Origin of the sequence: Eikenella halliae, assembly GCF_001648475.1 — a bacterium.
Taxonomy (GTDB): Bacteria; Pseudomonadota; Gammaproteobacteria; order Burkholderiales; family Neisseriaceae; genus Eikenella; species Eikenella halliae.
The window spans coordinates 137,089-163,697 of sequence record NZ_LXSQ01000014.1 but is presented as its reverse complement, the minus strand read 5'-3'; the positions used below and the strand labels follow the sequence as shown (position 1 = coordinate 163,697).

Annotated in this window: 24 protein-coding genes and 1 pseudogene; 16 read left to right on the top strand and 9 right to left on the bottom strand. The window is 58.3% G+C overall.

The features are described from left to right. Window positions 1-70: 70 nt before the first annotated feature. The 4 genes from A7Q00_RS06050 (at window position 71) to sstT (ending at window position 4,544) form a co-directional block, all read left to right on the top strand. On the top strand, window positions 71-952 hold the full coding sequence (locus A7Q00_RS06050; RefSeq protein ID WP_064089701.1) for a DMT family transporter: 882 nt from the start codon (window positions 71-73) through the stop codon (window positions 950-952). A 409-nt stretch (window positions 953-1,361) separates the two neighbouring features. Continuing rightward, window positions 1,362-2,894 (top strand): sodium-dependent transporter, encoded by a 1,533-nt coding sequence (locus A7Q00_RS06045; RefSeq protein ID WP_064089700.1) that lies wholly within the window; start codon window positions 1,362-1,364, stop codon window positions 2,892-2,894. Continuing rightward, the gene (locus tag A7Q00_RS12845; protein ID WP_082887770.1) at window positions 2,891-3,001 is read left to right on the top strand and encodes a methionine/alanine import family NSS transporter small subunit; all 111 of its coding nucleotides are present in this window, start codon (window positions 2,891-2,893) and stop codon (window positions 2,999-3,001) included. Before A7Q00_RS06045 ends, A7Q00_RS12845 begins: the two co-directional genes overlap by 4 nt. A 283-nt stretch (window positions 3,002-3,284) precedes the next feature. Beyond that, the gene (gene sstT / locus A7Q00_RS06040) at window positions 3,285-4,544 is read left to right on the top strand and encodes a serine/threonine transporter SstT (RefSeq protein ID WP_064089699.1); all 1,260 of its coding nucleotides are present in this window, start codon (window positions 3,285-3,287) and stop codon (window positions 4,542-4,544) included. Between the two features lie 219 nt (window positions 4,545-4,763). On the opposite strand, the gene A7Q00_RS06035 is transcribed toward sstT, so the two are convergent. From A7Q00_RS06035 to A7Q00_RS06020, 5 genes and pseudogenes are all read right to left on the bottom strand, one after another. Further along, the gene (locus tag A7Q00_RS06035; RefSeq protein ID WP_064089698.1) at window positions 4,764-6,191 is read right to left on the bottom strand and encodes an alanine/glycine:cation symporter family protein; all 1,428 of its coding nucleotides are present in this window, start codon (window positions 6,189-6,191) and stop codon (window positions 4,764-4,766) included. Between the two features lie 544 nt (window positions 6,192-6,735). Next, window positions 6,736-7,740: a branched-chain-amino-acid transaminase gene (gene ilvE, locus A7Q00_RS06030; protein ID WP_064089697.1), complete on the bottom strand. Its 1,005-nt coding sequence runs from the start codon at window positions 7,738-7,740 to the stop codon at window positions 6,736-6,738. 395 nt (window positions 7,741-8,135) lie between these two features. Next, window positions 8,136-8,984, bottom strand: coding sequence for a KPN_02809 family neutral zinc metallopeptidase (gene ypfJ / locus A7Q00_RS06025; RefSeq protein WP_064089696.1), 849 nt, complete (start codon window positions 8,982-8,984; stop codon window positions 8,136-8,138). A 73-nt stretch (window positions 8,985-9,057) separates the two neighbouring features. Next, window positions 9,058-9,173: pseudogene (locus A7Q00_RS13465) on the bottom strand (IS5/IS1182 family transposase); the annotation flags it as partial. 116 nt (window positions 9,174-9,289) lie between these two features. Beyond that, window positions 9,290-9,697 carry an RNA-binding S4 domain-containing protein gene (locus A7Q00_RS06020; RefSeq protein WP_179946203.1) on the bottom strand — a complete coding sequence of 136 codons (408 nt, stop codon included), beginning with the start codon at window positions 9,695-9,697 and terminating at the stop codon, window positions 9,290-9,292. A 228-nt stretch (window positions 9,698-9,925) separates the two neighbouring features. Between A7Q00_RS06020 and A7Q00_RS06015 the strand changes: the two genes are divergently transcribed. The 8 genes from A7Q00_RS06015 to A7Q00_RS05980 all read left to right on the top strand — a co-directional run bounded on the left by A7Q00_RS06015 (window position 9,926) and on the right by A7Q00_RS05980 (window position 14,797). Continuing rightward, window positions 9,926-10,426: a hypothetical protein gene (locus tag A7Q00_RS06015; RefSeq protein ID WP_064089695.1), complete on the top strand. Its 501-nt coding sequence runs from the start codon at window positions 9,926-9,928 to the stop codon at window positions 10,424-10,426. 53 nt (window positions 10,427-10,479) lie between these two features. Further along, window positions 10,480-11,148 (top strand): PspA/IM30 family protein, encoded by a 669-nt coding sequence (locus A7Q00_RS06010; protein WP_064089694.1) that lies wholly within the window; start codon window positions 10,480-10,482, stop codon window positions 11,146-11,148. 110 nt (window positions 11,149-11,258) lie between these two features. Then, window positions 11,259-11,486, top strand: coding sequence for a hypothetical protein (locus tag A7Q00_RS06005; RefSeq protein ID WP_064089693.1), 228 nt, complete (start codon window positions 11,259-11,261; stop codon window positions 11,484-11,486). Between the two features lie 47 nt (window positions 11,487-11,533). Beyond that, window positions 11,534-11,833 carry a hypothetical protein gene (locus A7Q00_RS06000; protein ID WP_064089692.1) on the top strand — a complete coding sequence of 100 codons (300 nt, stop codon included), beginning with the start codon at window positions 11,534-11,536 and terminating at the stop codon, window positions 11,831-11,833. 119 nt (window positions 11,834-11,952) lie between these two features. After that, complete coding sequence (locus A7Q00_RS05995; RefSeq protein WP_064089691.1) at window positions 11,953-12,861, top strand: tetratricopeptide repeat protein; 909 nt, start codon at window positions 11,953-11,955, stop codon at window positions 12,859-12,861. Window positions 12,862-12,948: 87 nt separating this feature from the next. Next, entirely contained in the window at window positions 12,949-13,647 is a 699-nt protein-coding gene (locus A7Q00_RS05990) for a GNAT family N-acetyltransferase (RefSeq protein ID WP_064089690.1), read from the top strand. Window positions 13,648-13,741: 94 nt separating this feature from the next. Then, window positions 13,742-14,410, top strand: a complete 669-nt coding sequence (locus tag A7Q00_RS05985) for an OB-fold-containig protein (RefSeq protein WP_064089730.1) — start codon at window positions 13,742-13,744, stop codon at window positions 14,408-14,410. 24 nt (window positions 14,411-14,434) lie between these two features. After that, entirely contained in the window at window positions 14,435-14,797 is a 363-nt protein-coding gene (locus A7Q00_RS05980) for a hypothetical protein (protein ID WP_064089689.1), read from the top strand. Between the two features lie 194 nt (window positions 14,798-14,991). On the opposite strand, the gene nadB is transcribed toward A7Q00_RS05980, so the two are convergent. Continuing rightward, window positions 14,992-16,530 carry an L-aspartate oxidase gene (gene nadB, locus A7Q00_RS05975; protein WP_064089688.1) on the bottom strand — a complete coding sequence of 513 codons (1,539 nt, stop codon included), beginning with the start codon at window positions 16,528-16,530 and terminating at the stop codon, window positions 14,992-14,994. Between the two features lie 51 nt (window positions 16,531-16,581). Then, window positions 16,582-17,694: a quinolinate synthase NadA gene (nadA, locus tag A7Q00_RS05970; RefSeq protein ID WP_064089687.1), complete on the bottom strand. Its 1,113-nt coding sequence runs from the start codon at window positions 17,692-17,694 to the stop codon at window positions 16,582-16,584. Between the two features lie 307 nt (window positions 17,695-18,001). Between nadA and A7Q00_RS05965 the strand changes: the two genes are divergently transcribed. The 4 genes from A7Q00_RS05965 (at window position 18,002) to A7Q00_RS05950 (ending at window position 21,869) form a co-directional block, all read left to right on the top strand. After that, window positions 18,002-18,940 carry an NUDIX hydrolase gene (locus tag A7Q00_RS05965; RefSeq protein ID WP_064089686.1) on the top strand — a complete coding sequence of 313 codons (939 nt, stop codon included), beginning with the start codon at window positions 18,002-18,004 and terminating at the stop codon, window positions 18,938-18,940. 73 nt (window positions 18,941-19,013) lie between these two features. Continuing rightward, on the top strand, window positions 19,014-19,895 hold the full coding sequence (gene nadC / locus A7Q00_RS05960; protein ID WP_064089685.1) for a carboxylating nicotinate-nucleotide diphosphorylase: 882 nt from the start codon (window positions 19,014-19,016) through the stop codon (window positions 19,893-19,895). Between the two features lie 341 nt (window positions 19,896-20,236). Further along, entirely contained in the window at window positions 20,237-20,398 is a 162-nt protein-coding gene (locus A7Q00_RS13460) for a hypothetical protein (protein ID WP_156503762.1), read from the top strand. Between the two features lie 43 nt (window positions 20,399-20,441). Then, window positions 20,442-21,869, top strand: a complete 1,428-nt coding sequence (locus A7Q00_RS05950; protein ID WP_064089683.1) for a hypothetical protein — start codon at window positions 20,442-20,444, stop codon at window positions 21,867-21,869. Between the two features lie 134 nt (window positions 21,870-22,003). On the opposite strand, the gene A7Q00_RS05945 is transcribed toward A7Q00_RS05950, so the two are convergent. Both A7Q00_RS05945 and A7Q00_RS05940 read right to left on the bottom strand, forming a co-directional pair. Then, window positions 22,004-23,797, bottom strand: coding sequence for an ABC transporter ATP-binding protein/permease (locus A7Q00_RS05945; protein WP_064089682.1), 1,794 nt, complete (start codon window positions 23,795-23,797; stop codon window positions 22,004-22,006). A 295-nt stretch (window positions 23,798-24,092) separates the two neighbouring features. Further along, window positions 24,093-26,339, bottom strand: a complete 2,247-nt coding sequence (locus tag A7Q00_RS05940; protein ID WP_064089681.1) for a TonB-dependent siderophore receptor — start codon at window positions 26,337-26,339, stop codon at window positions 24,093-24,095. Between the last annotated feature and the right edge of the window lie 270 nt (window positions 26,340-26,609).

Below are 26,609 nucleotides of genomic sequence, written 5' to 3'. Positions count from 1 at the left end.
TGCGGCTATAAAGGCTACTTGAAAACCGAAGCGAAGTTTTCAGGTAGCCTTTGTCTTTGGAAGAATTGAGATGAAACAAGTAACTATTTCTTATGCCGCGCCGCTGTTGGTGTTGGGCTGCGTGGTGTTCGGGCTGGGCAGCCTGATTGTGAAATTCGTGCAGGTGGGCCCGTATGCAGTGGCGCTTTGGCGGCTGGCGGTGGCGGCGTTGGTGTTTTGGCTGCTGATGCGCCGTTTCGGGCAGAAGCTGCCGCAGAGCCGCCGGGCGTTGCGCTTTGCTGCGTTGGCGGGGGTGTGCCTGGCCTTCGATTTGGCGCTTTGGCACGAGAGCATCCATGCGGTGGGGCCGGGTATTTCCACGCTACTCAACAGCTTGCAGATTTTTTTCTTGTCGGCCATCGGCGTGATTTTTTACGGTGAACGCTTGGGTAAGTTGCAGCTGGCGAGCCTGCTGTTGGCAGTGGGCGGGGTGGCGCTCATCGGCAGCCCGGAGTTCGGGCACAACGGCAAGGCGGTGTGGGGGTTTGCGAGCGGCACGGCTTCGGGGGCGATGCTGGCGCTGTCGATGGTGTTTGTACGCAAAACGCATGAGGCGGAGCGGGTGGCGCTGTTTCCGATGATGATGGTGCTCAGCGCGGGCGGGGCGTTGGCATTGGTGGCGCCGTCGCTATTGTTCGACAGCGGGGCGCTGTATCCGGCAAACTGGCGCGATGTGGGGCTGGTGCTGGTGTATGGCGTGGTGATGCAATGCTTTGCCTGGGGCTTGATTGCCTATGCGATTCCGCTGCTGTCGCTCTCGCTCACCGGGCTGCTGTTGCTTTCCGAGCCGGTGGCGGCGCTGCTGATTGATTATTTTCTGCTGGATAAGCCGATTAACGGCTGGCAGTGGGTTGGCGCGGCGCTGACTTTGGCGGCGATTTATTTGGGCTCGCTGAAGAAAAACGCGGCTTGAGGCTACCTGAAAACGAGTACGACGCGTTTCTGCGCAGCAAAAACCGATTGGCCAATTAAAGCATATTCCTGCCAATGCGTGGCATTTGGTTTTCAGGTAGCCTTGTTTTGCTGTGGCTGGTCAGTGTTTTATTGTTTGTATTTTTAGTTTGGATAAATAAAATTGCCAGTATTTGGTGGTGCGGTGCTTGACCGAACGGGGGCGATTCTTTACGATTGCTTGCAAAATCGTTGTTGATGTATAGTGAATTAAATTTAAATCAGGACAAGGCGGCGAGCCGCAGACAGTACAGATAGTACGGCAAGGCGAGGCAACGCTGTACTGGTTTAAATTTATTCACTATATAAGTTGCGGCGGCCGCTGAGCTTTGGCAAATGGCCGCCATTCACATTTTAAGAGGTATTCGAACGTGTCTAATCCGCAAAATTCCAAGCGCGAAACCTTCTCCAGCCGGCGGGCGTTTATGTTTGCCGCCATCGGCTCGGCGGTGGGTTTGGGCAATATCTGGCGCTTTCCCTATGTGGCGTATAAAAACGGCGGCGGGGCGTTTATCCTGCCGTATTTGGTGGCGCTGCTCACGGCGGGCATCCCGCTTTTGTTTCTCGATTATGCAGTGGGCCACCGCTATCGCGGCTCGCCGCCTTTGGCTTTCCGCCGCCTCGACCGCCGGTTTGAAACCATCGGCTGGTGGAATGTGTTGGTAAACGTGCTCATCGGGCTTTACTACGCGGTGATTTTGGGCTGGGCGGCCAGCTACACCTATTATTCGCTCAATGCGGCCTGGGGCGCGAATCCCGCCGATTTCTTCTTTAAAGACTATTTGCAGATGGCTTCGGATGTGTCGGCGCAAATGCAGTTTGTGGCGCAGGTAACCGTGCCGCTGGTGCTGGTGTGGCTGGCTACGCTGCTGATTTTGGCCTTCGGCGTGCAAAAAGGCGTGGCGCGCGCGTCCACTTTCTTTATGCCGCTGTTGGTGGTGATGTTTGTGCTCTTGGTGGGGATTGCGCTGTTTTTGCCGGGCGCGGCCAAGGGTTTGGACGTATTGTTTACCCCGGATTGGAGCAAGCTGGCCAGCTCGGAAGTGTGGGTGGCGGCCTATGGGCAGATTTTCTTCTCGCTCTCGGTGTGCTTCGGCATCATGATTACTTATTCTTCCTACATGAAACGTGATTCGGACTTAACCGGCACCGGCATGGTGGTGGCGTTTGCCAACAGCAGCTTCGAATTGCTGGCCGGTATCGGCGTGTTTGCCGCGCTGGGCTTTATTGCCACGGCCAACGGGCAGCAGGTGGGCGATGTGGCCGCCGGCGGCATCGGCCTGGCCTTTATCGCGTTTCCCACCATCATCAATCAGGCACCGGCCGGTGCGCTGATTGGCCTGCTGTTTTTCGGCTCGCTGGTGTTCGCCGGGCTCACTTCGCTGATTTCCGTGCTGGAAGTGGTGATTGCGGCGGTGCAGGACAAACTGAAAATCGGCCGCGTGGCCGCCACTTTGACGGTGGGCGTGCCGATGATGACGGCTTCCGTGCTGCTGTTCGGCACCACCACCGGCCTGCCGGTGTTGGATGTGCTGGATAAATTTGTGAATACCTACGGCATCGTGGCCGCTGGTTTCCTGTATGTGTTGTGCGTGGTGCTGAGCCGCCATCTGGGCGTGCTCTCCCGCCACATCAACAAGACTTCTTCGCTGAAAGTGGGCAAAACCTGGCTGCTGTTTGTGGGCGCGGTAACGCCCCTGGTGTTGGGCACCATGCTCTTCACCGACACGCGCTCGCTGCTCACCGAAGGCTATGAAGACTACCCGGCCTGGTTTGTGAATATCTACGGCTGGGGCACGGCCATCGGCGTGCTGGTGCTTGCCTTCCTGCTCTCCCTTCTGCCGTGGAAACACGAAGACAAACTGCAAGAACCCCCTGTTGAAACCGAAGGAGATGAACAATGAGCACGATTGCGATTGTGATGATGGTGGTGGCGCTGGTGGTGATCTGGGGCGGCTTGATCGTGTCCGTCCTGCGGCTGCCGGAAGACAAGGGCGGCGGGCAGGAGTAAGCTGCTCGGCTGAGGAAGAGGCTACCTGAAAGATTTCAGGTAGCCTCTTTGTTTCCGCCCATAGAATTTTTGATTATATAAACAGTAACAAAAAGTATTTCTAGCGGCCTTCCTCTTCTTCTATCATGAAAAAGACGTTTGGGTTTCATCGCCCTAGAATTATAGTGGATTAAATTTAAATCAGGACAAGGCGGCGAGCCGCAGACAGTACAAATAGTACGGCAAGGCGAGCCAACGCTGTACTGGTTTAAATTTAATTCACTATAGATTGAAGGAGAAGGAAATGTCTTTAGAATGGAAACGGCTTTTGCCCAAATGGGGCTTGGCTTCGCAAATTACCTTTGCTTTTTTCGGCGCCGTTGCGCTGGGTTTGCTGGTGCGTTTTGCCGGTGGCAGCAGTGTGGTGGCGTCGGCAGGCAATCTGTTGGGCTCGCTGTTTGTGGGTGCGCTCAAGGCGATTGCGCCGTTGTTGGTGTTCACGCTGGTGGTGTCGGCTGTGGCGCAACACCGCAAGGGCATGAATTCGAATATCCGGCCGGTGATTGTGCTGTATGTGGTGGGCATGGCGGTGGCGGCATTGCTGGCGGTGGCAGTAAGCTTTGCATTCCCGTCTTTTGTGCCGCTCAACGGGGTGGATGTGGCGGATAAGCCGATTCCGAACGGGTTTGGCGAGGTGCTGCAAAACCTGCTGCTCAAAATCGTGACCAATCCGGTACAGGCCTTGGCAGACGCCAACTACATCGGCATTTTGGCTTGGGCCTTGGTGTTGGGCTTGGCTTTGCGCGCTGCCGACGAGCCTACGCGCAATTTTCTGCAAAACATTTCCGATGCGGTAAACAAGGTGATGTATTGGATTATCCGCCTCGCCCCCATCGGCATTTTCGGGCTGACGCTGCACGCGTTTGTGAGCACCGGTTTGGAAAACCTGGCGGCCTATCTGCATGTGCTGCTGGCGATTGTGGGCGCGATGGCGTTTATGGCGCTGGTGCTGAATCCGCTGATTGTGTTTTTTGCAATCCGCAAAAATCCGTATCCGCTGGTGTGGACTTGCCTGAAAGAGAGCGGGCTGATTGCTTTCGTTATCCGCAGCTCGGTGGCCAATATCCCGGTTAATCTGAATTTGTGCAAAAAGCTGGGGCTGAATGAGGAAACCTATGCGGTAACCATCCCGCTGGGTGCCACCATGAATATGGAAGGCGCATCGATTACCATCACTATCCTGACGCTGGCCGCAGTGCATACATTGGGCATCCATGTGGATTTCATCACAGCTTTTTTACTGGTGATTATCGCCGTTATCGGCGCATGCGGTGCTTCCGGCATTCCCGGCGGGGCGCTGCCGTTGGTGCCGATGGCATGCAGCTTGTTTAATATCAGCAACGATGTGGCGATGCAGATGGTTACCATCGGGCTGATTATCAGCGTGGTGCAAGACCCATGCGGTACGCTGCTCAATTCTTCCACCGACGTGGTGTTTACCGCCGCTGCCGATCCGGTGTATCGGCATAGAGAAGTGGCAGGGCAGGTGGAGACTGCGGTTTAAGTTTTCCACTAGGCAAACCAACATAACTTTTGCTACTGCGTTGGTTTGCCTTACTGTATTGCTATCTTCTCCGCATCAGGCGTTGTTCCGCAGAGGATTGTAGGAGTATGGGTAAGACGGAGCGGTGCCTTAGGAAGAGAAGTGGTTTGGCCATAAAAAGGCTACCTGAAAAATCGTTTCAGGTAGCCTTTCTGTTTTCAGGTAGCCTGTTTGCCGCGCTTACTGCTGCTCGTGATACTCATGAAATTCGTAGTGATACGACAGCGCGCCGCCGGCTTTTTTCTGCGCCAGGTAATCGTCGTACACCGCGCGGATTTCCTTGCGCAGCAGGAAGAGGGCGATTAAGTTGGGAATCACCATAAAGCCGTTGAACATGTCCGACAAGCTCCACACCACGTCCACCTTGCCCAGCGTGCCCAGCATGATGGCCAGCAGCACCAGTGTGCGGTAGACGGCCAAATGGCGGCCGTGGAACAGGAAGCGGATGTTGGATTCGCCGAAGTAGTACCAGCCGATGATAGTGGTGAAGGCGAAGAAGGTGAGGCACACCGCCAAGAGCTGTGCGCCGCCGCTGCCGAAGGCAATCACGAAGGCCTGCTGCGTTACCGCCGCGCCCTGCAAACCCAATTGGTCGGCATCGGTGAGCAGGATGATCAGCGCGGTGGCGGTGCACACCAGCAGCGTGTCGATAAACACGCCCACAAACGCCGCCATGCCTTGCTGCACGGGGTGCTGCACGTCTGCCGTGGCGTGGGCGTGCGGGGTGGAACCCATGCCGGCCTCGTTGGAAAACAGGCCGCGCGCCACGCCGAAACGCACCGCTTCGCGCATACCGATGCCGGCCGCGCCGCCCAACACCGCCTGCGGGTTAAACGCCGCGGTGAAGATGTGGCTGAACATCGGCGCGATGTGGCTGGAGAATTTGAACAGGATCACAATCGCGCAGATGATGTAGATGATGGCCATAAACGGCACCACAAACTGCGCGATTTTGGCAATGCGGTCCACCCCGCCCACGATAATCAGCCCGGCCAATACCGCCAAGCCGATGCCCACCGCCAAAGGCGGTATGTTGAAGGCCACGGTTACTGCCGAAGAGATGGAGTTGGATTGGGTGGCGTTGCCGATGAAGCCCAGCGCGATAATCAGCGCAATCGAAAAGCCGGCGGAGAGGAAACGCGCCGCGCTGCGGCCGATTTTCGGCGTGAGCCCGTGCGTGATGTAAAACGCCGGGCCGCCGATGTATTTGCCGTGGCTGACCACGCGGTATTTCTGCGCCAAGAGCGCTTCGGCGAAGATGGTGGACATGCCCAAAACGGCGGAAAACCACATCCAAAACACCGCGCCCGGCCCGCCGGCAGTAATTGCCGTGGCCACGCCGGCCACGTTGCCCGTGCCGATTTGGGCGGACACGGCCACCGCCAGCGCCTGAAATTGCGACAGCGATTTGTGGTCTTTGTCGGCGGCATCTTTCTTGGCAAAGAGCCCGCCGAACACCGATTTGAACGCCGCGCCGAACTTGGTGAGCTGCGGCACGCCCAAGTAGATGCTGAAAAAGAGGCCGATGCCGAGCAGGGCGTAGATCAGCAGGTAGTCCCACAGCACGAAATTAATCGTGCTTACCAGGTCGGACAATATTTTTTCCATAGTTGGCACCTCGCAAGAGAAAGGGGGTTGGAAACTGGCAGCCTGCGCGTTTGCCGGCCATCTGGCGCAAACGCCGCGAAACTGCGGGAAAAACAAAGGACGGGTTGGTGGGAAGCAGCCGGCAAAGCGGCTGCGGCTCAAAAGGGGCGGCAGGCTACCTGAAACGTCCGCCCCGATAGCCGGAACCATTACCGGCGCGATGCGGGGTAATGGCTCGGTGGCTGGAATACTGCCTTCCTACTGCGTCGGCCTGCCTTGCCGTACTTATCCGTACTGCCTGCGGCTTGCTGCCTGGTATGAAGCAATCATTATCCCGGCCGCGGCTATAGTGAATGAACAAAAACCAGTACAGCGTTGTCTCGCCTTGCCGTACTATCTGTACTGTCTTCGGCTCGCCGCCTTGTCCTGATTTTTGTTAATCCACTATCACTCTGAAAAATTTTCAGGTAGCCTCAAACTCTTTGACGATAAAAAGGATAAGGCTACCTGAAAACATGTTTTCGCGCCGCTTAACTATGCGGCAGCGGGTGGGACAAACAGCCAATCAGCGCTCGGGCACGGGCACTAGCCAGCCGTAGCGGTCTTCGGCCAGGCCGTATTGGATGTCGGTAATCGCCTTGCGGATGGCTGTGCCGCGCTCTTGGCTTTGCAACACGATTTCCTTGCCGTCGATCACCAAGGAAGTTACCGGCGATACCACGGCTGCCGTGCCGGTGAGGATGGCTTCCGCGCCGTTTTCCGCTGCGGCCTGCAATTCGGCCACGGTGAAATTGCGCTCGCTCACTTGGTAGCCCAAATCGGCAGCCACGCGCAACACGGAATCGCGGGTTACGCCGTGCAGGAATTCTTCGGTGAGCGGTTTGGTGATGATTTCGTTGCCGTTAATCAGCACGAAGTTGGACGCACCGGTTTCCTGCACGTCGCCGTTCGGGCAGAACAGTACCTGGTTGGCGCCGTATTGCTCGCGGGCGCGCACCACGGTTTGCAGGGCGGAGGCGTAGTTGCCGCCGCATTTCACCCGGCCCATGTGCGGCGCGCAGCGGATGCGCTCGGTTTCCACCAGCAGCTTCATCGGCGAACCCACTTTGAAATAGTCGCCCACCGGCGAAGCCAAAATATACAGCATGGCCGAAGACGAACCCACGCCGGCCTTGCCGATTACCGGGTCGGTGCCGATAAGCGTGGGGCGCAGATACATGGCGGCGGGCGCATCCGGCACTTCGTCGGCCGCGCGTACCACCAATTCCAGCATGGCGGAAAGGAAAACCTGCGCATCCGGCACGGGCAGCTCCAACAGTTTCGCGCTCTGCTGCATACGGGCGATGTTTGCCTGGGGGCGGAAGATGACGATACGGCCGTTTTGCTGGCGGAAGGCCTTCAGCCCTTCAAAACACTCGCTGCCGTAATGCAGGCTGTGCGCGCCCGGCGGCAGGGAGAGCGAATCGGAAGGCTGCCAGCGCACCGGCTGCCATGCGCCATCTGTGTAAGCCAACACCGGCATCTCGCGGTGGAAAACGCTGCCGAAAACGGCAGGAACTGCTTTTGCCATGATATTTCCTTGTGATTTGTGCTAAGGCGTCAAAGATACTCTTGAAGCAAAGCATTTGACAAGCCTTTTGTGTCAAAACTTGCATCCAATCAGGCTACCTGAAAAACGGTTTCTGCGAAAAGCAAACCCGCCATCAAGGCGCTTACGCCCCGCAGACGGGTTTTCAGGTAGCCTGCTTGCCGGATTGGGGCGTAGGTTTGGAATTAAATAGCAAATTGCGTTAAGCGGGGTGGATTGCTCTGATGAATGCTTAGGAGAAGGCTTGGTAAGGGATAAGCACTCAATGGAAAGCAGCGCCAGAAGCTTCGGTATTCAGCGCATCACCCTTGAGGCAAAAGGCTACCTGAAAATCGGAATACACCGTTTCAGGTAGCCTTTTGATATTGGATTGGAGTTTACAGAGAGGAGAAGGTGTCGCATTGCGCCGGGTCGCCGCTTTGCAGGCCGCGGCGGAACCATTGCAGGCGTTGGGCGGAGGTGCCGTGGGTGAAGCTGTCGGGTACGGCGTAGCCGCGACTGCGCTGTTGCAGGCGGTCGTCGCCCACGGCTTCGGCGGCGTTGAAGGCTTCTTCCAAATCGCCCTGTTCAAACAGCTGGCGTGCTTGCGCACGGTTGGCCCACACCCCGGCCAGGCAGTCGGCCTGCAGCTCCACCATCACGGAGAGGCGGTTGGCGTCGCGCTCGCTCATGCGGGCACGGGCACGGTTTACGCGCTCCATGGTGCCGTCGAGGTTTTGCACGTGGTGGCCGACTTCGTGGGCAATCACATAGGCAAAGGCTGCATCGCCCGCTGCGCCGAGCTGGTTTTTCATGTCGTCATAAAACGAGAGGTCGAGGTAAACCTTCTGGTCGGCCGGGCAGTAGAACGGGCCCATCGCGGATTGGCCGGTGCCGCAGGCGGTGGGGGTGCTGCCGCGGTAGAGCACCATTTTCGGCTGCACATATTGCCGGCCCTGGCTGCGGAAATATTCGCCCCAGGCGTCTTCGGTGGTGGCGAGGATTTGCGAGGAGAACTGCGCCAGCTGCTCTTCTTCTGGGCTGACGGCGCGTTGCTGCTGTTGCATTTGTGGCATCTGCATGCCGCCGCCGGTGAGGCCGCTCAAATCCACGCCGTAATAGGCGCCGATAAGCACGATAATCAGGCCGGCGAGGCCCATTTTGCCGCCGCCCCCGCCACCACCTCCGCCGCCAAGGCTGCGGCGGTCTTCGATGTTGCTGCTGCTGCGTTGATTGTCGAGTTTCATATTGGCATTCCTTGGGTTGGTGTGGTTTGGGGGCGGATTATACAGGCTGCCCAAAATTTTGTTTGCTGTTTTATAGTGAATTAAATTTAAACCAGTACAGCGTTGGCTCGCCTTGCCGTACTATCTGTACTGTCTGCGGCTCGTCGCCTTGTCCTGATTTAAATTTAATTCACTATAAATGGTTTTTGCGCCGTCGGGTAATCGGGGAGCAGGGGCTGTTTATGCGCTAAAGGCTACCTGAAAACGCAGTGTCGGTTTCAGGTAGCCTTTTGCTCTACGGCGGGCGGGTTGCGCTGCTGCAAATGCTATTGCCAGCCGCGTTTGAGTTTGTCCAGCTCGCGGCGGTCGCGTTTGGTGGGGCGGCCGTCGGGGTAGGCGGCGCTGATGCGGCTGGCCTGGTCGAGCGCTTTTTGCTCTTCGCGTTTGGCGGCGGTGGCGCTGTCTTCGGCGTAGAGGGCGCGTGCTTCGGGGGCGGGGCGACGCTGGTGGTTGAGCGCGAGCACGGTGATTTTGTAGGGCAGGGAGTTGAGCGTGAGGTCGATGGTGTCGCCCGGCTCGATGTTTTTGCTGTTTTTCACTTTCGCGCCGTTCACCAGCACGCGCCCGAGCTCGATATGCTTCTGCGCCATGCCGCGCGTTTTGAAGAAACGTGCCGCCCACAGCCATTTGTCGAGCCGCATGTGGTGTTCGTCGTGTGAATTTTTGCCTGCCATGGTTGCCTCCGTATTCAGGCGGCTATTTTATACCAAAGGCCGAGAATGCGGCTAACGGCTGATGTTTTGGTTTGCGTGTGATTTGTATGCAAATGTGTGCATTGATTTTTTATATTTATTATCATTGTGTTGAAAAAATTTTATTGAATTTGATGAGAAAAATATTGCGCAAAGAATTTGATTTGGATATATTTGAATACAAATGAATACAAAGAAAGGTGATTGCATATGGCAGCAGCCAACCGAATTCCGATTAGCGTGCGAATATCGCAGGAAGATGCAGATTTTATTGCGGAACTAAAAATAGAAGGCGCGAATACGCCGTCTGAAAAAATCCGCGAGCTGCTCACGCAGGCGCGGCTTGCCCACAGCCAAACCCACGATTACGGCACCGCGCTGGCTGCGCAGGAGCAGTTTTTTCAGGTAGCCCGGCGCGACGTGCTGCACGCCGAGAAAGAATTCGGCATCCATTCGCACATTGTGGCGCGGCTGTTCGAGCAGCTGCCCGACCTGGCCGCCACGCTGGCCGCCGACCTGCCGGAAAACGCGCAGGAAGCCGATTTGAAGCAATACGAGCGCGAGCTGATGTGGCGCATCGTCCGCCTCACCGACAGCATCCTGCAACTGGCCGTTACCGGCAAAGGTGCGGCCTATGATGATACCGTGCTGCAACAGCTTGAGAACACTTTAAAACTGGCGAAGATTGTGCAACAGGCGGGCGAGGTTTGACCTCTGCCTCACACCAATTTGAATCAAACACATTTTATGGAAAGGAAACAAAAATGAGCGAAACCCTGTCCCGCAGAGTCGGCCGTTTGGTGAGCGGCGGTTTTCATGCCCTGATTGACGCAGCGGAAAACCTTGCGCCCGAGGCGGTAATGAACGAGAGCATCCGCGAAATCGAGCGCGCGGTTGACGAAGTGCGCGCCGAGTTGGGCAAAGTGTTGGCGCAAAAGCATCTGGCCGCCAAGAAAATGGCCGACGAGAGCAACCGCCACGAAACCCTGTCCGACCACATCCGCGCCGCCGTAGCCGCTGGGCGCGACGATTTGGCCGAAAGCGGCATCGCCGAGCAGATGGACATCGAAGCGCGTCTACCTGTTTTGGAAAACACCATCGCCGACTGCGCCGCGCAGGAAAAAGAACTGGAAGGCTTCATCGCCGCCCTGCAGGCGAAAAAACGCGAGATGCAGCAGCAGTTGCAAGAGTGGCGCGCTGCACAGCAAAGCATGGGCGCAGGCAAAGCGGCAGGCGGCAGCGACATGGGCCGCATCGCCCGTGATGCCGAAAAAAGCGGCAACGCCTTCGACCGCGTGATGGGCAGGCAAAATGCCGTCCACAGCAGCACCGATGCGGCGCAGTTGGCCAAATTGAAAGAATTGGAAGATTTGAGCCGCAACAACCGCATTGCTGAAAGGCTGGCCGCGTTGAAAGCCAACAGCAAAGAGTGAGCGTATATTTCAGGTAGCCTTCCTATGCCTCGGTAAGGCTACCTGAAAGAGAAATTTCCTGCTAAGCAGGCCGTTGGAAAAACCCCGCTTATTCCATCCAAGGAGAGCCCATGATATACGCCATCGCCGCCGCGCTCGTTACCGCCGCGCTGCTTTACACCCTGCTGTTTGAAGACTGGGAAGAGTTTACCGAATGCGTGAAATTCTATCTAACCCCCGACATCATCAGCCTGTTTCGGGGCAAATTTTGGGAAGACTACTGGGCGGAAACCAAACTCGCGCTGTGGTTGGGCATCAGCGCCCTGGTCGGCATGCTGGTTTACGTTAATTTCAGCTAAGGGGCGAACACGGTTTTCAGGTAGCCCGAAACCATAAAGGAAACAAAATGAAGCAGGCAGACGATAAATTGGATACACCAGCCAAACTCAAACACATCGGCATCCTCGCCGCCGCCTGGCTGCTGATTCCCGCGCTGTGGACGGCCATGGCCAACGCCGGCGGCACCATGTCTTACGGCATCGCCCGCGTGGCCATGTTCACCATCTTCTGGACGATGCTCGCCGCCGTGTATTCGCTGGTGTCGTTTGTGCAAACCCTATTCGGCAAGCCCAGCCCATCGTGGCCGAAAATCCTGCTGCCCGCGCTCGGCTTGTGGCTGTTCCTGTGCGCTTATGCCTATCTTTGAGCTGCGCATTGGCTTCGCAGAAACCCACTTCGTTCGTTTTCAGGTAGCCCTTTCCCAGGCCGTATGAGCTACCTGAAAAAAACAAACCTTCAATAATCAACAGTATCGGAAATGAAAACATGAGAAACAACAGGCGTGTGAAAGAAGAGAAAAGCATCGGCACCGTGCCGGTGGTGTTGGGCGTGCTGGTGCTCGGCGCGGTATTGTGGGCGGCGGCGGGGAATGCCGGGATGCCCGTGCCGGGCTGGCAAGACGAAGTGGGCAAGCCGTCGCCCATGCTGCTGCTCAAAGCCCGTATGGGCAGCGTGGACGCGCAATACGAAGCCGGCCGCCTCTATATGCGCGGCAACCGCTGGAAAGAAGCCGTGCCGTGGTATGAAAAAGCCGCCGCGCAGGGCCATGCCAAAGCGCAAAACAACCTCGGCGTGGCCTATTCCGAGGGGCGCGGCGTGGCGGTGGATAAGGAGAAGGCCTGCCGGCTGTTCGAGCAGGCGCACAAACAGCTCAACAGCCGCGACAGCCTCGAAAACGTGGCGCTTTGCAACGATGAAACCGGCAAACCGCAAAACGCTTTCGAGAGCTACCTTTCCGCCGCCGAGCAGGGCAGCCCCAGCGCCATGCGGCTGGTGGGGCAGATGTACGATTCCGGCGAGGGCACGGCGCAGAGCTACGAATGGGCGGTGTATTGGTATCGCCAGGCTGTGCTGAGAAACGATGCGCAGGCCATGTATCTGCTGGCCTCCAAATACGCGCAATACCAAGGCGTGCCCAAGCGAGAGCCAGCCAATGCCGTGAGCGCCTACCTGCTGCTCAAGAGCATCAAGATGTATCAAAAACCGGAAGATGCCCAAGCTCTGGCCGGATTGGGCATAGACGAGAGAATCCGCGCCTTCGAGCAGATTATGCCGCCGCAAATGCGCGCCAAGCTGCCCGGCTTGGAAGCCGCTATCCGCCGGGACGGCACCAAAGGGCTGCTGGAGGGCATAGACAGCGCCATCCCCTACCAAGCGCCGCAAACCCGGCCTTAAATAGGAAAGGCTTCCTGAAAACTTTTGTTAAGTGAAAACCTATATTTTCAGGTAGCCTACTGCCCACAAACAGCTAAGGTAAAATCCATGCCCGTCAACGAATTCAACCAACCCATCGGCGAAAGCCTGCCTGGCCACACGCCCGGCGAGCGCCCGTCTGCCGCACTGCTCTCCGGCCGCTATTGCCGTTTGGAAAAACTTTCCGCCGCGCGGCACGGCGCGGATCTGTATGCCGTGTACGGCCCGACTTCGCCATTGCAAAATTGGACCTATCTTTCGCTCAACCCCGTGGCGGGCGTTGCCGAACTGGACGCGTTGCTGCAAAGGCTGGAGCAATCGGCCGACCCGTATTACTTCGTCATCATCGACCAGGCCGACGGCCGGGCGGTCGGTACCATGGCGCTGCAACGCACGGATACCGCCAACCGCGTGATCGAGGTGGGCTGGGTGATTTATTCCGAGCGGCTCAAGCGCAGCCGCATTGCCACCGAAGCGCAGTTTTTGCTGGCGCAATATGTGTTTGAAACCCTGCGCTACCGCCGCTACGAATGGAAGTGCGACGCGCTGAACCAAGCCTCGTGCTGCGCCGCCGAGCGATTGGGCTTCCGTTTCGAAGGCATTTTCCGGCAGGCGGTGGTGTATAAAGGGCGCAACCGCGATACCGCCTGGTTTGCCATGCTGGATGCGGACTGGCCGCAGGTGAAGCAGCGGATGCAGCGCTGGCTGGCCGAAGAGAATTTTGACGAACAGGGGCGGCAGCGCGTGCCATTGCGAGAGATGGAATGAAATAGAAATATGGTTTCAGGTAGCCTTTTCCCTCCGCCTTAAGGCTACCTGAAAACGAAATCCGATTAACCGACAACCCGTGAAAGACCCCGCCATGTGGAATTTAATCAACGCCCCCGAAACCGAAATTTTCGGCATCGCCATCGCCCTGATGCTGATGCTCGGCCTCTTAGAGCTGCTTTCGCTCTTGGCAGGCGGCCTCACTGACTGGCTCGATAACCTGTTGCCCGACAGCCTGGTGGAGGCGGATTTGGACGGCGATTTGCACGGCGGCATCGAAGGGGCGGGCGCATTGGTGCGCTTTTTGGATTGGCTGTATGTGGGGCGCGTGCCGCTGATGATGCTGCTGGTGGTGTTTCTCGCCGTGTTCGGGCTTGCGGGCTATGTGCTGCAATCCGTGTGTGCCGGGCTGTTTGGCGGCTACCTGAACGCTTGGCTGGCGGCAGCGGCGGCACTGTTTCTCGCGCTGCCCCTGGTGCGCCTTACGGCGGGCGAGCTCTACAAAATCATGCCCAAAGACGAAACCACCGCCGTTTCTCAAGACAGCCTGATCGGGCGCGTGGGTACGGTGGTGCTGGGCGAGGCGCGGCCTGGCAGCCCGGCGCAGGTGCGGGTGAAAGATGGCTACGGCCAGCAGCATTATGTGATGGCCGAGCCCGACGGCGAAGGCGTGCTGAAGCAGGGCGAGGCGGTGCTTTTGGTGTCGCTGGAGGGGAATACGTTTAAGGCGATTTTGAATCCGAGCGGGAGCTTGGTGGATTGAGGCTACCTGAAAGCGGGAATAGAGATGAAAGGGATAGATGCAGGAAGCCGATTGCGCTTACAGGCGGAAGCAGATGGCTTGGAAGGATGGGAATTTGTGTTGGAGAAACCCGGGGAGTGGCTGTTGTTGAGTGCGATTTGGTTGCCGTTTAGCGGGCTGGCAGTAATGAATTTGTTTTCGGAATATGGTTCATTGAGAGATGGGTTGCTATGGATGATTCCCACCGTGTGTGGACTGCACCGTTTGTGGAGCGGCTGGTGCGGTTTGCGCAAGGTTCGCTATAGCGAGGAGAAACAGCGGATGGCGGTGTATATGCTGAAACAGCAGCTTTTGCAAATGATGGATGAGTTTGGCAAAGCAACGGGTTTGCCGATATTGGAGCGATAGAGGCTACCTGAAAATATAGTAGATTAAAATAAAAATGAGATAAGGCTGCGAGCCGCAAGGCGTACAGGAGTAGGTTAAGGCGGACCAACGCTGTATCATTGCAATTTTGATCCACTATATTTGGATAAGGCGGGCAGGTTGGATAATTTGCATCTGGTCGGGCAGGAGGATGCCGTATCAAAACCATTCCGCCGTCAGCCTGTCGTCCGACAATCGGGGCACACCGTCAAATCGGTGTTGAAATGCGCGCCGACGTTCTGCCGCCTGGCGTATGCGGCTTGGGCGACGGCGAGGCTGCATTCGAGCAGGTTGCGGTTTTCGTATTCGGACGCGGTGTGCGGTTCGGCTTGGTTTTGCTTCCAAAGCCGCAGTTGGGCGATGGCGCGGCTCACGCCGGTATCGTTGCGGAGGATGCCGAGATGGCGTTGGTTGAACACTTGCAGGACGGGGCGGCTGAATGTGTTTTGGAGGTCGTCTGAAAAGATGCCTGCTTCGGCGGTGGGGTTTTCAGACGACCTTTGGGGTGGTGCGGTTTGGAATGCTTGTCCGTCCGCGATGGTTTGGGCGGCAAGCCTGGCGGTAACGACGCATTCGAGCAGGGAGTTGCTGGCGAGGCGGTTGGCTCCGTGCAAGCCGGTGCAGGCGGTTTCGCCTAAGGCGTAGAGCTGCGGCAGGGAGGTTCTGCCGCTGGGGTCGGTTTGGATACCGCCGCAGGTGTAGTGTTGCACGGGGCGAACGGGGATGGCTTGGCGCGTGATGTCCAAACCGCATTGGGACAGGCAGTGCCGATGGATGGACGGGAAATGCTGACGGACGAACGCTGCGGGTTGATGGCTGATGTCGAGCGAGACGAAATCTTGCGTTTGTTTGGCGATTTCGGCGGCGATGGCGCGGGCAACGATGTCGCGCGGCGCGAGTTCGGCGCGGCGGTCGTAATGCGGCATAAACCGTTCACCCGCTTGGTTGGTCAGAATGCCGCCTTCGCCGCGCACGGCTTCGGAAATCAGGAAGGTGCGGCCGTTTTCAGACGACCTTGCCAAGCCTGTGGGGTGGAATTGGATAAATTCGAGGTTTTCGACTGCGCAGCCTGCGCGTATCGCCATGGCGATGGCGTCGCCCGTGCATTCGGGCGGCGTGGTGGTGGCGGCGTAAATCTGTCCCAAGCCGCCGCCTGCAAGTACGGTATGGCGGGCGCGGATGCGGTAGGTTCCTTGCGTTTGGCGGTCGAGGACAGTCAGTCCGCACGCCGCGCCTGATTCGGTTTGGATATCCAACGCCATCTGCTGCTCGTAAACGCGGATGTTCGGGCGGCGGCGTATTTGGGCAATCAGGCTCTGCATGACGGCTTCGCCCGTGTAGTCGGCGACGTGGGCGATTCGGCGGCAGGTATGCCCGCCTTCGCGCGTCAGGTGCAGGTCGTTATGATTCCGGTCGAACGCCACGCCCTGCGCCAACAGCCATTCGATTGCCGGTTTGCCCTGCGACAGGATGGCGCGGACGGCGGCTTCGTCGCACAAACCCGCGCCCGCTTCCAAGGTATCGGCAACGTGTTTTTCGATGTCGTCCTCTCCCGACCACGCTGCCGCAATCCCGCCTTGCGCATGACGGCTGGCGGTGTCGTCCAGCCGGTTTTTGCACAGGATGACGGTGCGGAACGATTCAGGCAGCGACAGGGCGAGCGTCAGTGCCGCCAGCCCGTTTCCGGCAATCAATACGTCGCAATCGGTTTGCATGGTGTTGTCCTTGTTTGAGAGGTCGTCTGAAACGGCAATATGGACGGCAAATCAGGCGGGGCCCATGCCGTTGAACACATCTTTTTTCTTCAGCCCTGCCGCGAAGTCGAGCATACGCTGCAAAGGCAGTTTGGCGGCTTCGCCCAGCTTTCTGTCCAACAGGATTTCGTTGCGTCCGCTTGTCAGGGCGTGTTTGATGCCGCCCAGCGAATTCATCGCCATCCACGGGCAGAACGCGCAGCTTTTGCAGCTTCCGCCGTTGCCCGCCGTCGGCGCGGCGATAAATTCTTTGTCGGGCGCCTGCTTTTGCATTTCGTGCAGGATGCCCAAATCGGTCGCCACGATGAATTTTTTTTCGGGACGCGATACGGCGGCCTTCAGCAGTTTGCTGGTCGAGCCGACCACGTCGCCTAATTCGATGACGCTTTGCGGCGATTCGGGGTGAACCAGCACCGCCGCGTCGGGGTGCTTCGCCTTCAAGGCCGCCAGCTCCTGCCCTTTGAATTCGTTGTGGACGATGCACGAACCCTGCCACAGCAGCATATCCGCGCCCGTTTCGCGGCGGATGTAGTCGCCGAGGTGGCGGTCGGGCCCCCAAATCAGCTTCTCGCCGCGCGATTTCAAATACGACACGATTTCCAACGCCACCGAAGACGTTACCACCCAATCGGCACGCGCTTTCACGGCGGCGGAAGTGTTGGCGTACACCACCACCGTGCGGTCGGGGTGTTGGTCGCAAAACGCTGAAAACGCTTCTTCGGGACAACCCAAATCCAAAGAACATTCCGCTTCCAAGTCGGGCATCAGCACCGTTTTTTCAGGGCAGAGGATTTTCGCGCTCTCGCCCATGAAGCGCACGCCCGCCACCACCAGTGTGCCGGCTTCGTGTTCCGCGCCGAAGCGCGCCATCTCCAGCGAATCGCCCACGCACCCGCCCGTTTCCAAAGCCAAATCCTGAATCAGCGGATCAACATAATAATGCGCTACCAAAACTGCGTTTTTCTCCTTCAGCAAGGCCTTGATTTCGTTTTTCAGGTAGCCTGCCGTCTCGCGGTCAGGCGTGTCGGCAACCTTCGCCCAAGCCTGTCGGATTTGGCAGGCGGAAGTCGGCGTTTGGATGAGGGGCATATCGTAATCGAACGAACGGCGGGCGGCGGTCTGCATGATGTTTCCTTATGGCTGGGTTTTCAGGCGGCATGAGGGTTTGTCGTGTATAGTGGATTAAAATCGCAATGATACGGCGTTGACCCGCCTTGACGTACTACCTGTACGCCTTGTGGCTCGCCGCCTTGTCTCATTTTTATTTTAATCCACTATATTTTCAAACTTTCCTAGATTATGCTCATTTTGAGTATAATATGCAAGGCCGTCTGAAAGCGTACCCGGACGAAGCGCAAACCTGCGGCCCGCCCCGCTTTGACAAACCGCTTTGATTTACAATAAAGCCTTCCACCCCTGCCGAAAGCCAAGCATGGACGCCTACCCCGAAGCCGAAGCCCCGCCGCAGAGCATCGTCGAACTGGTTCCCGTATTGATTGCCGTAACAAACGGCGGCCTGCGGGTATTGACCGTCGCCCGGGGCGAACTCCTGCCCAACGGCCCGCTCTCCCCCCTGCGCAACTCCCTGCAGGCGGGCGTGAAACTGTGGGTCGCCAAACAGACTTCGCAGCCCATGGGCTATGTGGAACAGCTTTACACCTTTGTGGATACGCGCCGTCAAAACGGGCAAGGTCTGCCGGTCTTATACGTCAGCTATTTGGGGCTAGTGCGCGAGGCCGCCGACAGCATCCTGCACCCGGATGCGAAATGGCAGGACTGCTACGGCTATTTCCCGTGGGAAGATTTGCGCACCGACGGCGGGCAGCGCGATGCCCTTGTCGGCCGCCTGCGCATTTGGGCAAACTCGGCGGACACGGAGGAAGTGCGCCAAAAGCGGCTCAAGCGCATTCATTTGTGCTGGGGGGTCGTACCGGAAAACTGGTCGGAAGAATACGTTTTGCAACGCTATGAAATGCTGTATGAAAGCGGCCTGATAGCGGAAGCCGCCGAGCCGCAGGCAAACTTCGACTTCGCGCCCACGGGGCAGCCCATGCGCCACGACCACCGCCGCGTGCTGGCAACCGCCCTGTCCCGCCTGCGCGCCAAAATCAAATACCGCCCGGTGATTTTCGAACTGATGCCGCCCGAATTCACGCTGCTGCAACTGCAAAGCAGCGTCGAAGCCATCAGCGGCCGCCTGCTGCACAAGCAAAATTTCCGCCGCCAGATTCAGCAGCAAAACCTCATCGAGCCGTCGGATACCGGCGTATCGGGCGGAAAAGGCCGCCCCGCGCAGCTGTACCGCTTCCGCGACGGCGTCCTGCCCGACAGGCTGATTTCAGACATAGGCCTGCCGCTGGGCAGCCGTTAACCCGCTTCCAGACGGTCTCGGAACTGCCGCCCCCCTTCTTTCAACAAAGGAAACCCCCAACAAAGGAAACCCCATGCCGCTAGAAAACACCCTCTTCCCCCTGCCCGACACCCTGCTGCACCCCATGGTGGAGCAAGCCTTAAGCGAAGACTTGGGCAGGCGCGGCGACATTACGTCCGCCGCCGTTATCGCCCCCGATAAAACCGCCAAACTCTTCCTCGTCAGCCGCGAGAACGGCGTCATCGCCGGCATGGACTTGGCGCGCCTCGCCTTTCAGGTAATGGACCCGTCCGTCCGCTTCCAAGCCGAAATCCAAGACGGGCAAGCCGTCCGCGCAGGCCAGACGTTGGCCGCCGTCGAAGGCAATGCCCGCGCCCTGCTCGCCGCCGAACGCACCGCACTCAACTACCTCACCCACCTGAGCGGCATCGCCACCGCCACCGCGCTTGCCGTTGCCGAAGTCGCCGAATACGGCACAGACATCGTGTGCAGCCGCAAAACCATCCCCCTGCTGCGCGTCCTGCAAAAATACGCCGTCAGGGCGGGCGGCGGCACAAACCACCGCATGGGCTTGGACGACGCCGTGCTCATCAAAGACAACCACCTCGCCTATTGCGGCAGCATCGCCCAAGCCGTGCGGCAGGCAAAGCAGGCCGCCGGGGCGCTGACCTGCGTGGAAATCGAAGTGGACACATTGGCACAACTGGACGAAGCCCTCGCGGCGGGTGCGGAACGGATTTTGCTGGACAACATGGACGACGAAACCTTGAAAGAAGCGGCAAACCGCTGCCACACGCAAACCGCCCACCCCCACGCTGTTTATTGCGAAGCATCGGGCGGCATCGGCTTCGAGCGCCTGAAGCGCGTGGCGCAAACCGGCGTGGACGGTATCGCCCTCGGCTACCTCACCCACAGCAGCCGCTCGCTGGACATAGGTTTGGATTTCGTGGCGTGAGTTCCGCCGGAGATGGCGGCGGACGGTATAACCAATTCAAAAAAAATGCCCGCTCCGCTATTCCTGCGCAGGCATGAATCCGGCGGGAAGGCCGGGTTGCAAACCCGACACTTTATCAGGCAGCCCATCCCCCCTCTCAGGCTACCTGAAAGCGCAGCTTCAACGAAGTTAAAACCCCGCGCGGGCATCAATGCCTGCCCTGCAGCTGTCCTGCCCACGCTACGCTTGCCGCCTGAAAACGAGGGACTGGGTGCGGACATCCTGATGGAGGTAATTGATATGGATTGGATGGGGAAATTGTCAATCTTTCCGCTTTATATTGTGTTCAGCCTGTTTTTTAAGTGGATTATCTCGTGGGATGTGGCGGAAAAATCGAAGTCTGGAAGACAGGCTGGCTCATCGGCTGGCAGGCGGGGGATTGGGATACGGAGCAAATCCACATGTGGGCGCTGCTGGTGTGGGCGGCCTGGACAGTGTTTTGCCTGCTGGCCTTGGTGGTATAAGTTTGCCGGGCAGTTTTGAGGCTACCTGAAAAATGAAAGACACATGATGATGAATCAAGACAAACGCAAAATCGTGATGCTGTATCCGGCTACATCTAAGGATTTGACGCTGGAAATCGGCGTGGTCTGCGTAGGGGTATTGCTGCCGCTGATTATCGGGCTGGATACGTTGTCGGACATTTCCAGCAACGGGGTGGATACGGCGCTTCGTTTGGCCATGGTGCTGCTGTTTTTCGGCGGGGCGGCACTGGCCGGTATTCTGTACTGGCGCGTATTCGCGGCGCGGGAATTTCTGCGGCTGGACACGGAGCGCGGCGTGCTGCTGCACGGGCGCTGGCGTTGGGGCTGGCAGGCGCAGCGGGAATATCCGCTTTCGATGTTTGCGGCGGTGGCGGCGGAGAAGGTGCGGGACGACTACCGCGGTTATTACGGGCGTTTGTGGCTGGAATCGGCAAATGGGCAAAACGATTTGGTGCTGGAGGAAAATTTCCAGTCGCACAAAGATTCGCTGCAAGGCTTGGACGATATCCAAAGCCATATCGCCCGCACCACGGGTTTGGCCAAACGGCCGGTTATCAACACGGAAATCCGCGCACAAGAGGAGACGGCGGCCAATCCGGCACAGTTGCAGCCCTTGCAGGTGAAAACGCTGCCTGCGTGGCGGCAGGCGGTGAATCTAGCGGCGGCCGGGTTGTGGACTTGGCTGGCGGTTCGGCTGCTGCGTTTGGCGGCGGATTGGCACAGCGGCAGCCTGCCGAAGCCGCTGTATTTCGGCGCGGGGCTGCTGGCGCTCGGGCTGTTGGCGGTGGCGGTATCGGAAGTGCGCGGGGTGTTTCGTGCGCGGCGCGGCCGGAAAACGGCGCAAACACAAACGGCTTGGCGGCAGCCCTCCGAAATCAAAGCCGCGCTGGCGGCGGCCAGGCAGGCGGAACACGAGCCGCAGCCGAAGCTGCCGGAACGTGCCGTGCCGAAGCTTGCGGATGGGGCGGAATTTGCTGTGTATTCGGTTGGCACTTTGCTCTCGCGCCTAATGTTCCTGCTGTTTGCATTTGGGATGGTGTGGATCGGAGGAGGGGTCGGCTGGCGGTTGTTTTGGCTGGTGGCGCTGCTGTCTATCGCCGGGCGGCTGGCGCACCGTTGGCATACCTTGCGCAAAGTACGCTACAGCGTGCTGGGAGACGAATTGATTGTGTACCGCCTGCACAGTTTCAAGTGGCTACCTGAAAAACGCTATGCGCTATCGGAATTTTGCGGCATTTACAGCCGCGTGCGGTGCAACGGCGTGAGCGTGGACTTGAGCGAAATCTGGCTGGCGGGCAAGGCGGGCGGCAAAAACGTGCGGCTGCTGGAGGCAGATTTGCTGCTGCGCGACAACCGGCAGACGGCAGAGATAACGGCCAAACAAATCAGCCGCGCCACGGGGCTGCCGTTGCTGGAGTATGTGAGTGAAGACAGGGAAGGGGCTACCTGAAAGTTTGAAAGGGTAGAAACTTCAAATGGGTGGGTATCGGCGCAGCCATGCCGCCCGATGACACGGTTTGAGTTTCAGGTAGCCTTTGGCGGCTGCTTGGTTGGCAAATATGTGTTCTTTAACAATTCGGTATGTTAAATCCGGCTGGTGCCGCAGTCGATCAGGGTTTCGCCCACGCAGATGATTTGGTTGTGGAAGGCGTTGAGGGTGCTGCGGTGGCCGATGCTCACGATGATGCTGTCGGGCAGCTCGTGGCGAATCAGGCGGTAGAGGGCGGCTTCGGTATTTTCATCGAGCGCGGCGGTGGCCTCATCGAGCAGCACGAGGCGGGGGCGGGTGATGAGGATGCGCACGAAGGCGATGCGCTGCAGCTCGCCGGGGGAAAGCTTGTGCTGCCAGTCGTCTTCGGTGTCGAGCAGTTCTTTCAGGTAGCCCAGGCGGCAGGCTTCGAGGGCGGCGGTAAGCTGGTGTTCGTCGGGGCGGATGTTGGGGTAGCAGATGGCGCGGCGCAGGCTGCCTTGCGGGGTGTAGGGGCGCTGGGGCACGAAGAGGATGTGTTCACGGGCGGGGCCGATGATGTGGCCGCTGCTGCCGAAGGGCCAGAGGCCGGCCAGGGCGCGCAGCAATGAGGTTTTGCCGCAGCCGGATGGGCCGCGGATGAGTAGGGAATCGCCGCTTTGGGCGCGGAAGGAGACGTCGGAGAGCAGGATGTTGCCGTTGTTACGGTACAAGGTGAGCTTGTCGGCCTGCAGGATGCAGTTTTCGGCTTCGTGCTGCGGCTGGCGGTAGGGCAGGTGGTTTTGCATGCTTTGGAAGAAGCCGTCGAGACGTTCGAGCCGGGCTTGATAGGCGGTGAAGTCTTTGTAGGAATTGCGGAAGAAGGATAGGGCGCGTTGCAGGCGGTTGAAGGCTTGCACGGTTTGGTGCATATCGCCGATTTTCACTTGGCCGGCGAAAAAGCGCGGGGCTTGCAGCATGAGGGGCAGCAGGTTGGAAATTTGGGTGATGCCGGTGTTGAAGCCGTTGAGGCCGAGGCTGCGGAACACAATCTGCCAGCGGTTGCGGATGATGTGGGCAAAGTGGCGGCGCAGGTTGCGCCCTTCGGCGGCCTCGCCGTTGTAGAAGGCGATGCTCTCGGCGTGGTCGCGCACGCGCACAAGGGCGTAGCGGTAGTTGCCGTTGAAGTGTTCGTTTTGGAAGTTGAGCTTCACCAGGGGGCGGCCGATCCACACGGAAGTGGCGGTGGCAAAGAGGATAAAGAGGTAGATAAACATCACCATGCCGCGCGGGATTTCCAGCCCCAATACGCTGAGCACGCCGGAGAGATTCCAGAGGATGACGGTGAATTCGATGGTGGAAACGATGGCGTTGATCAGGCCGCGCACGAGCTCGGCGGTGGAGGCGATGAAGTCTTGCGCGTCTTGCTGGATACGTTGGTCGATGTTGTCGGGCGCGTGGCGGCGCATGTGCAGGCGGTAGTAGTTTTTATGGGCGAGCCAGCTTTGGGTGAGCGCGGCGTTGAGTTTTTCCAGCCAGCGGATCATAAAGACTTGCTCGAGCAGCTCGTCGGCCAGGGCATGGATGATTTTACACACCACCAAGGCGCTGTTGATGCCGGCGAAAAACCAGAAGGCGGCGGCGGCGCGGTCTTGAAGGGAATCGTAGAGGCCTTTGTAGAAAAAGGAATTGAGCACGCTGATGCGCACTTCGAGCAGCACCATCAAGAGCAGCGCGGCCAAAAGCAGGCACACCCGGATACGGTTGCTGCGTGCCAAGCAGGGGTGCAGGATGCGCTCGAAGCGCTGCCCGAAAGCAGTGCGGCGCAACAGGAAGGCGGTGATCAGGCAAAACAGCAATACGCCGAAAAAGCTCTGCACCAGCCACAGCGGGCTGTTCAGGAGCTCGATTTTCCATTGTTCTTGTTTCATATGTGGTGTTGGGTTGGATAACTTTATTTTTCAGGTATGGCAAACCAGCTTAACTTTCGCTACCGCTACCGCGTTGGTTTGCCTTGCCGTACTTCTGTACTGTCTGCGGCTCACCGCCTGGTATCGAAAGCCAATTTGGTTTGCCTAGCCCTTTGGGATTGAAAGGCTACCTGAAAAATAAAACGGCAGTAAAACGGGGTTGAGACAGGCGGGCCAAACAGCGCGGAAGGCTACCTGAAAAACGGGATGGCATTTTTCAGGTAGCCTCATGGGGCGTTATGCCGCGGCCAAATGCTTAAAACTCAAACTTGGCGGAAACGCTGATTTCGCGCGGGTTGCCGATGGCAATCATCGGGTATTGCGCAGAAGAGCCCACGGTGGAGGTGTAATACAGGCGGTTGGTCAGGTTTTTGCCGTTGAGCCGCACGTTGAGCTTGTTGCCGCCGAACTTGGCTTCATACGAAACGAAGGCGTCGGCCACGGTGGCGGATGGGATTTTCCACAGGCGGTCGCCGCTGGCGGCGTTTTTGCCGATGTACCATGCGCCGTTGTATTTGGCGCCGATGCCGGCGCGCCAGTTGCCGCCCAGCGCGTTACCGAAATCGTAAGTCAGGTACAGGCCGAACTGGTTGCGCGGGGTGTTGTTCAGCGGCAGGCCTTGGGCGGCGGCTTCGGCTTCCAGCACCTTGGTTTCGGTGTAGGCATAGTTGGCATTCACACCGAGGCGTTCGGTAATTTGGCCGCCCATTTCGGCTTCGAAGCCCATGGAGCGGGCGCGACCGGCATAGCGGGTTTCGGTTTGGCCGCCGGAGGTAACGCTGTAGCGCACGTTTTCTTTTTCGATATGGAATGCGGCTAGGGCGGCAGAGAGGCGCTCACCGGCGAATTTGGCGCCGATTTCAAACGAACGGCCTTTCTCCGGCTTGGCATCACCGGGGATTTCGCTGGAAATAGACACCTGCGGGCGGAAGGAAGTGGCGTAGCTGCCATAGAGCGACCACTGCGGGGTGAGGCGGTAGGTTACGCCGAGCGAGGGCGAGAAGTTCCAGCCGTGGTTGTCGGTGTTGGCTTTGAATACGAAATTGCGGTTGGCGCGGCCGGCGTATTGGTCGAAATACTCGGCGCGCAGGCCGGCGGACACAATCCATTTTTCGCCGAAATGAATATCGTCGTTGGCATACAGGGCGAAGGTTTTGAGGATTTCGGTTTGCTGGGTGTTGTTGCCTTGGCCGTCGATGGTGTTCACGCCGGGCTGCGGGCTAATGCGGCCATACACCGGGTTGTACATATTGATGGTGTAGTTGTTGGCGGGGCTTTGATAGATTTTGCCCAGCAGGCGGTCGTTGTGCATGGCTTCGAGGCCGAAGCCGAGTTTATGCCGTACGCTGCCGGTATGCACGTCGCCTTTGAAGCTTAAGGCCAGGTTGTGCACGCGCAGGCGGGCATCCTGCGTGCCGTCGATGCGGCGGCGCACCGTGCCGGTGGTGGTGTTGATACCGGCGGCGGTGTTGGCAATGCGGGCTTTCCAGTCGTCGTAGGTATGGTAGGTGAAGCCGTAGTTCAGGCGCATTTTCCACTGTTCACTCAAATATTGGTCGAGCGTGAACTGGAACATATGGTTTTTGCCGCTTTGCTCGCTGAAAGGCTCGTCCAGTCGGCGTTCGGCGGGAATAGCGAGGGGCTTGCCGTAGTTTGCGCCACGGGTGGAGTCGAGGAAGGTGCCGCGGTCGAAGGGCACGGTGTAGTCCAAGTATTCGTAGGCGGCGGTGATGGTGGTGTGCTCACCAATCCATTTGATCGAGGGGGCGATGGTGGTTTGCTTGATTTCGCCGAAGTTGCGCCAGTAGTCGCTTTGGCGGTAATCGGCGATGAAGCGGTAGGCCCAGCTTTGGCTGGAGCCGATGGGGCCGGTGAAATCCACGCCTACTTGGCGGGCGCTGTGGCTGCCGAAGCTGGTGCTCACGGAGCGGGCAGGTTTGAGCTGCGGCTGTTTGGTTACCACATTCACCACGCCGCCGGGGTCTTGCACGCCGTAGAGTGTGGAGGCCGGGCCTTTGAGCACTTCCACGCGCTCGGCGGTGGGGCTGAATACGTGGGTTTGGGTCATCTGCATGCCGTTGCGCAGCACGGAGTTGTCGCGGTTGTCGCCGAAGCCGCGTTTCACCACGGCCTCAAGCGTGCCGGCCAGGGTGTTGGCCTGGCGGATGCCGCTCACAGTAAGCAGGGCTTCATCCAGCGAGCCGGGGCGGCGGTCTTCCAGCACGGCGGGGGTAACGATGTTTACGCTACGGGGCACTTCGAGCAGCGGGGTGTTGCCGCCGCCGATGACATCGGCGGAAATGGGCTGGTAGCCGCTGGCATAGCGGCGGCGGGCGGTAACTTCGATGGCTTCGAGCTCGGCGCTGTCGGTGCTGTCGGCCTGTTGCTCCTGCCCTTGGGCAGGCTGTGCCTCATTCGTGCCTTCGGCATAAAGCAGGCCGGGGCTGCCGATGGCGGCAAGGGCAAGGATGAGGGCTTTGAGGTGTGTGCGCGGTTGTTTCATGAGGCAGTTCCCTTAAAGATAAAAAGACAAACAAAAAACAGGCAGTTAGGTTGAACCTGCTGCCATATCGGTTAATAAACAAGGTATTGAGAACGATTGGCATTTTAGTGGCTGATGGAAATTTGGCAATCTGCGTAAAATGATGTTTGCTTTATATTTTTGTTTTTAAGATACAATTTCTCGTGTAAAGAAATGTTTTGTTGCAATCTAGTTACATACATCATGGCGAAAAATTGAAAATGCCTGCTGTTTGCAGAAACCGGGGCTGAC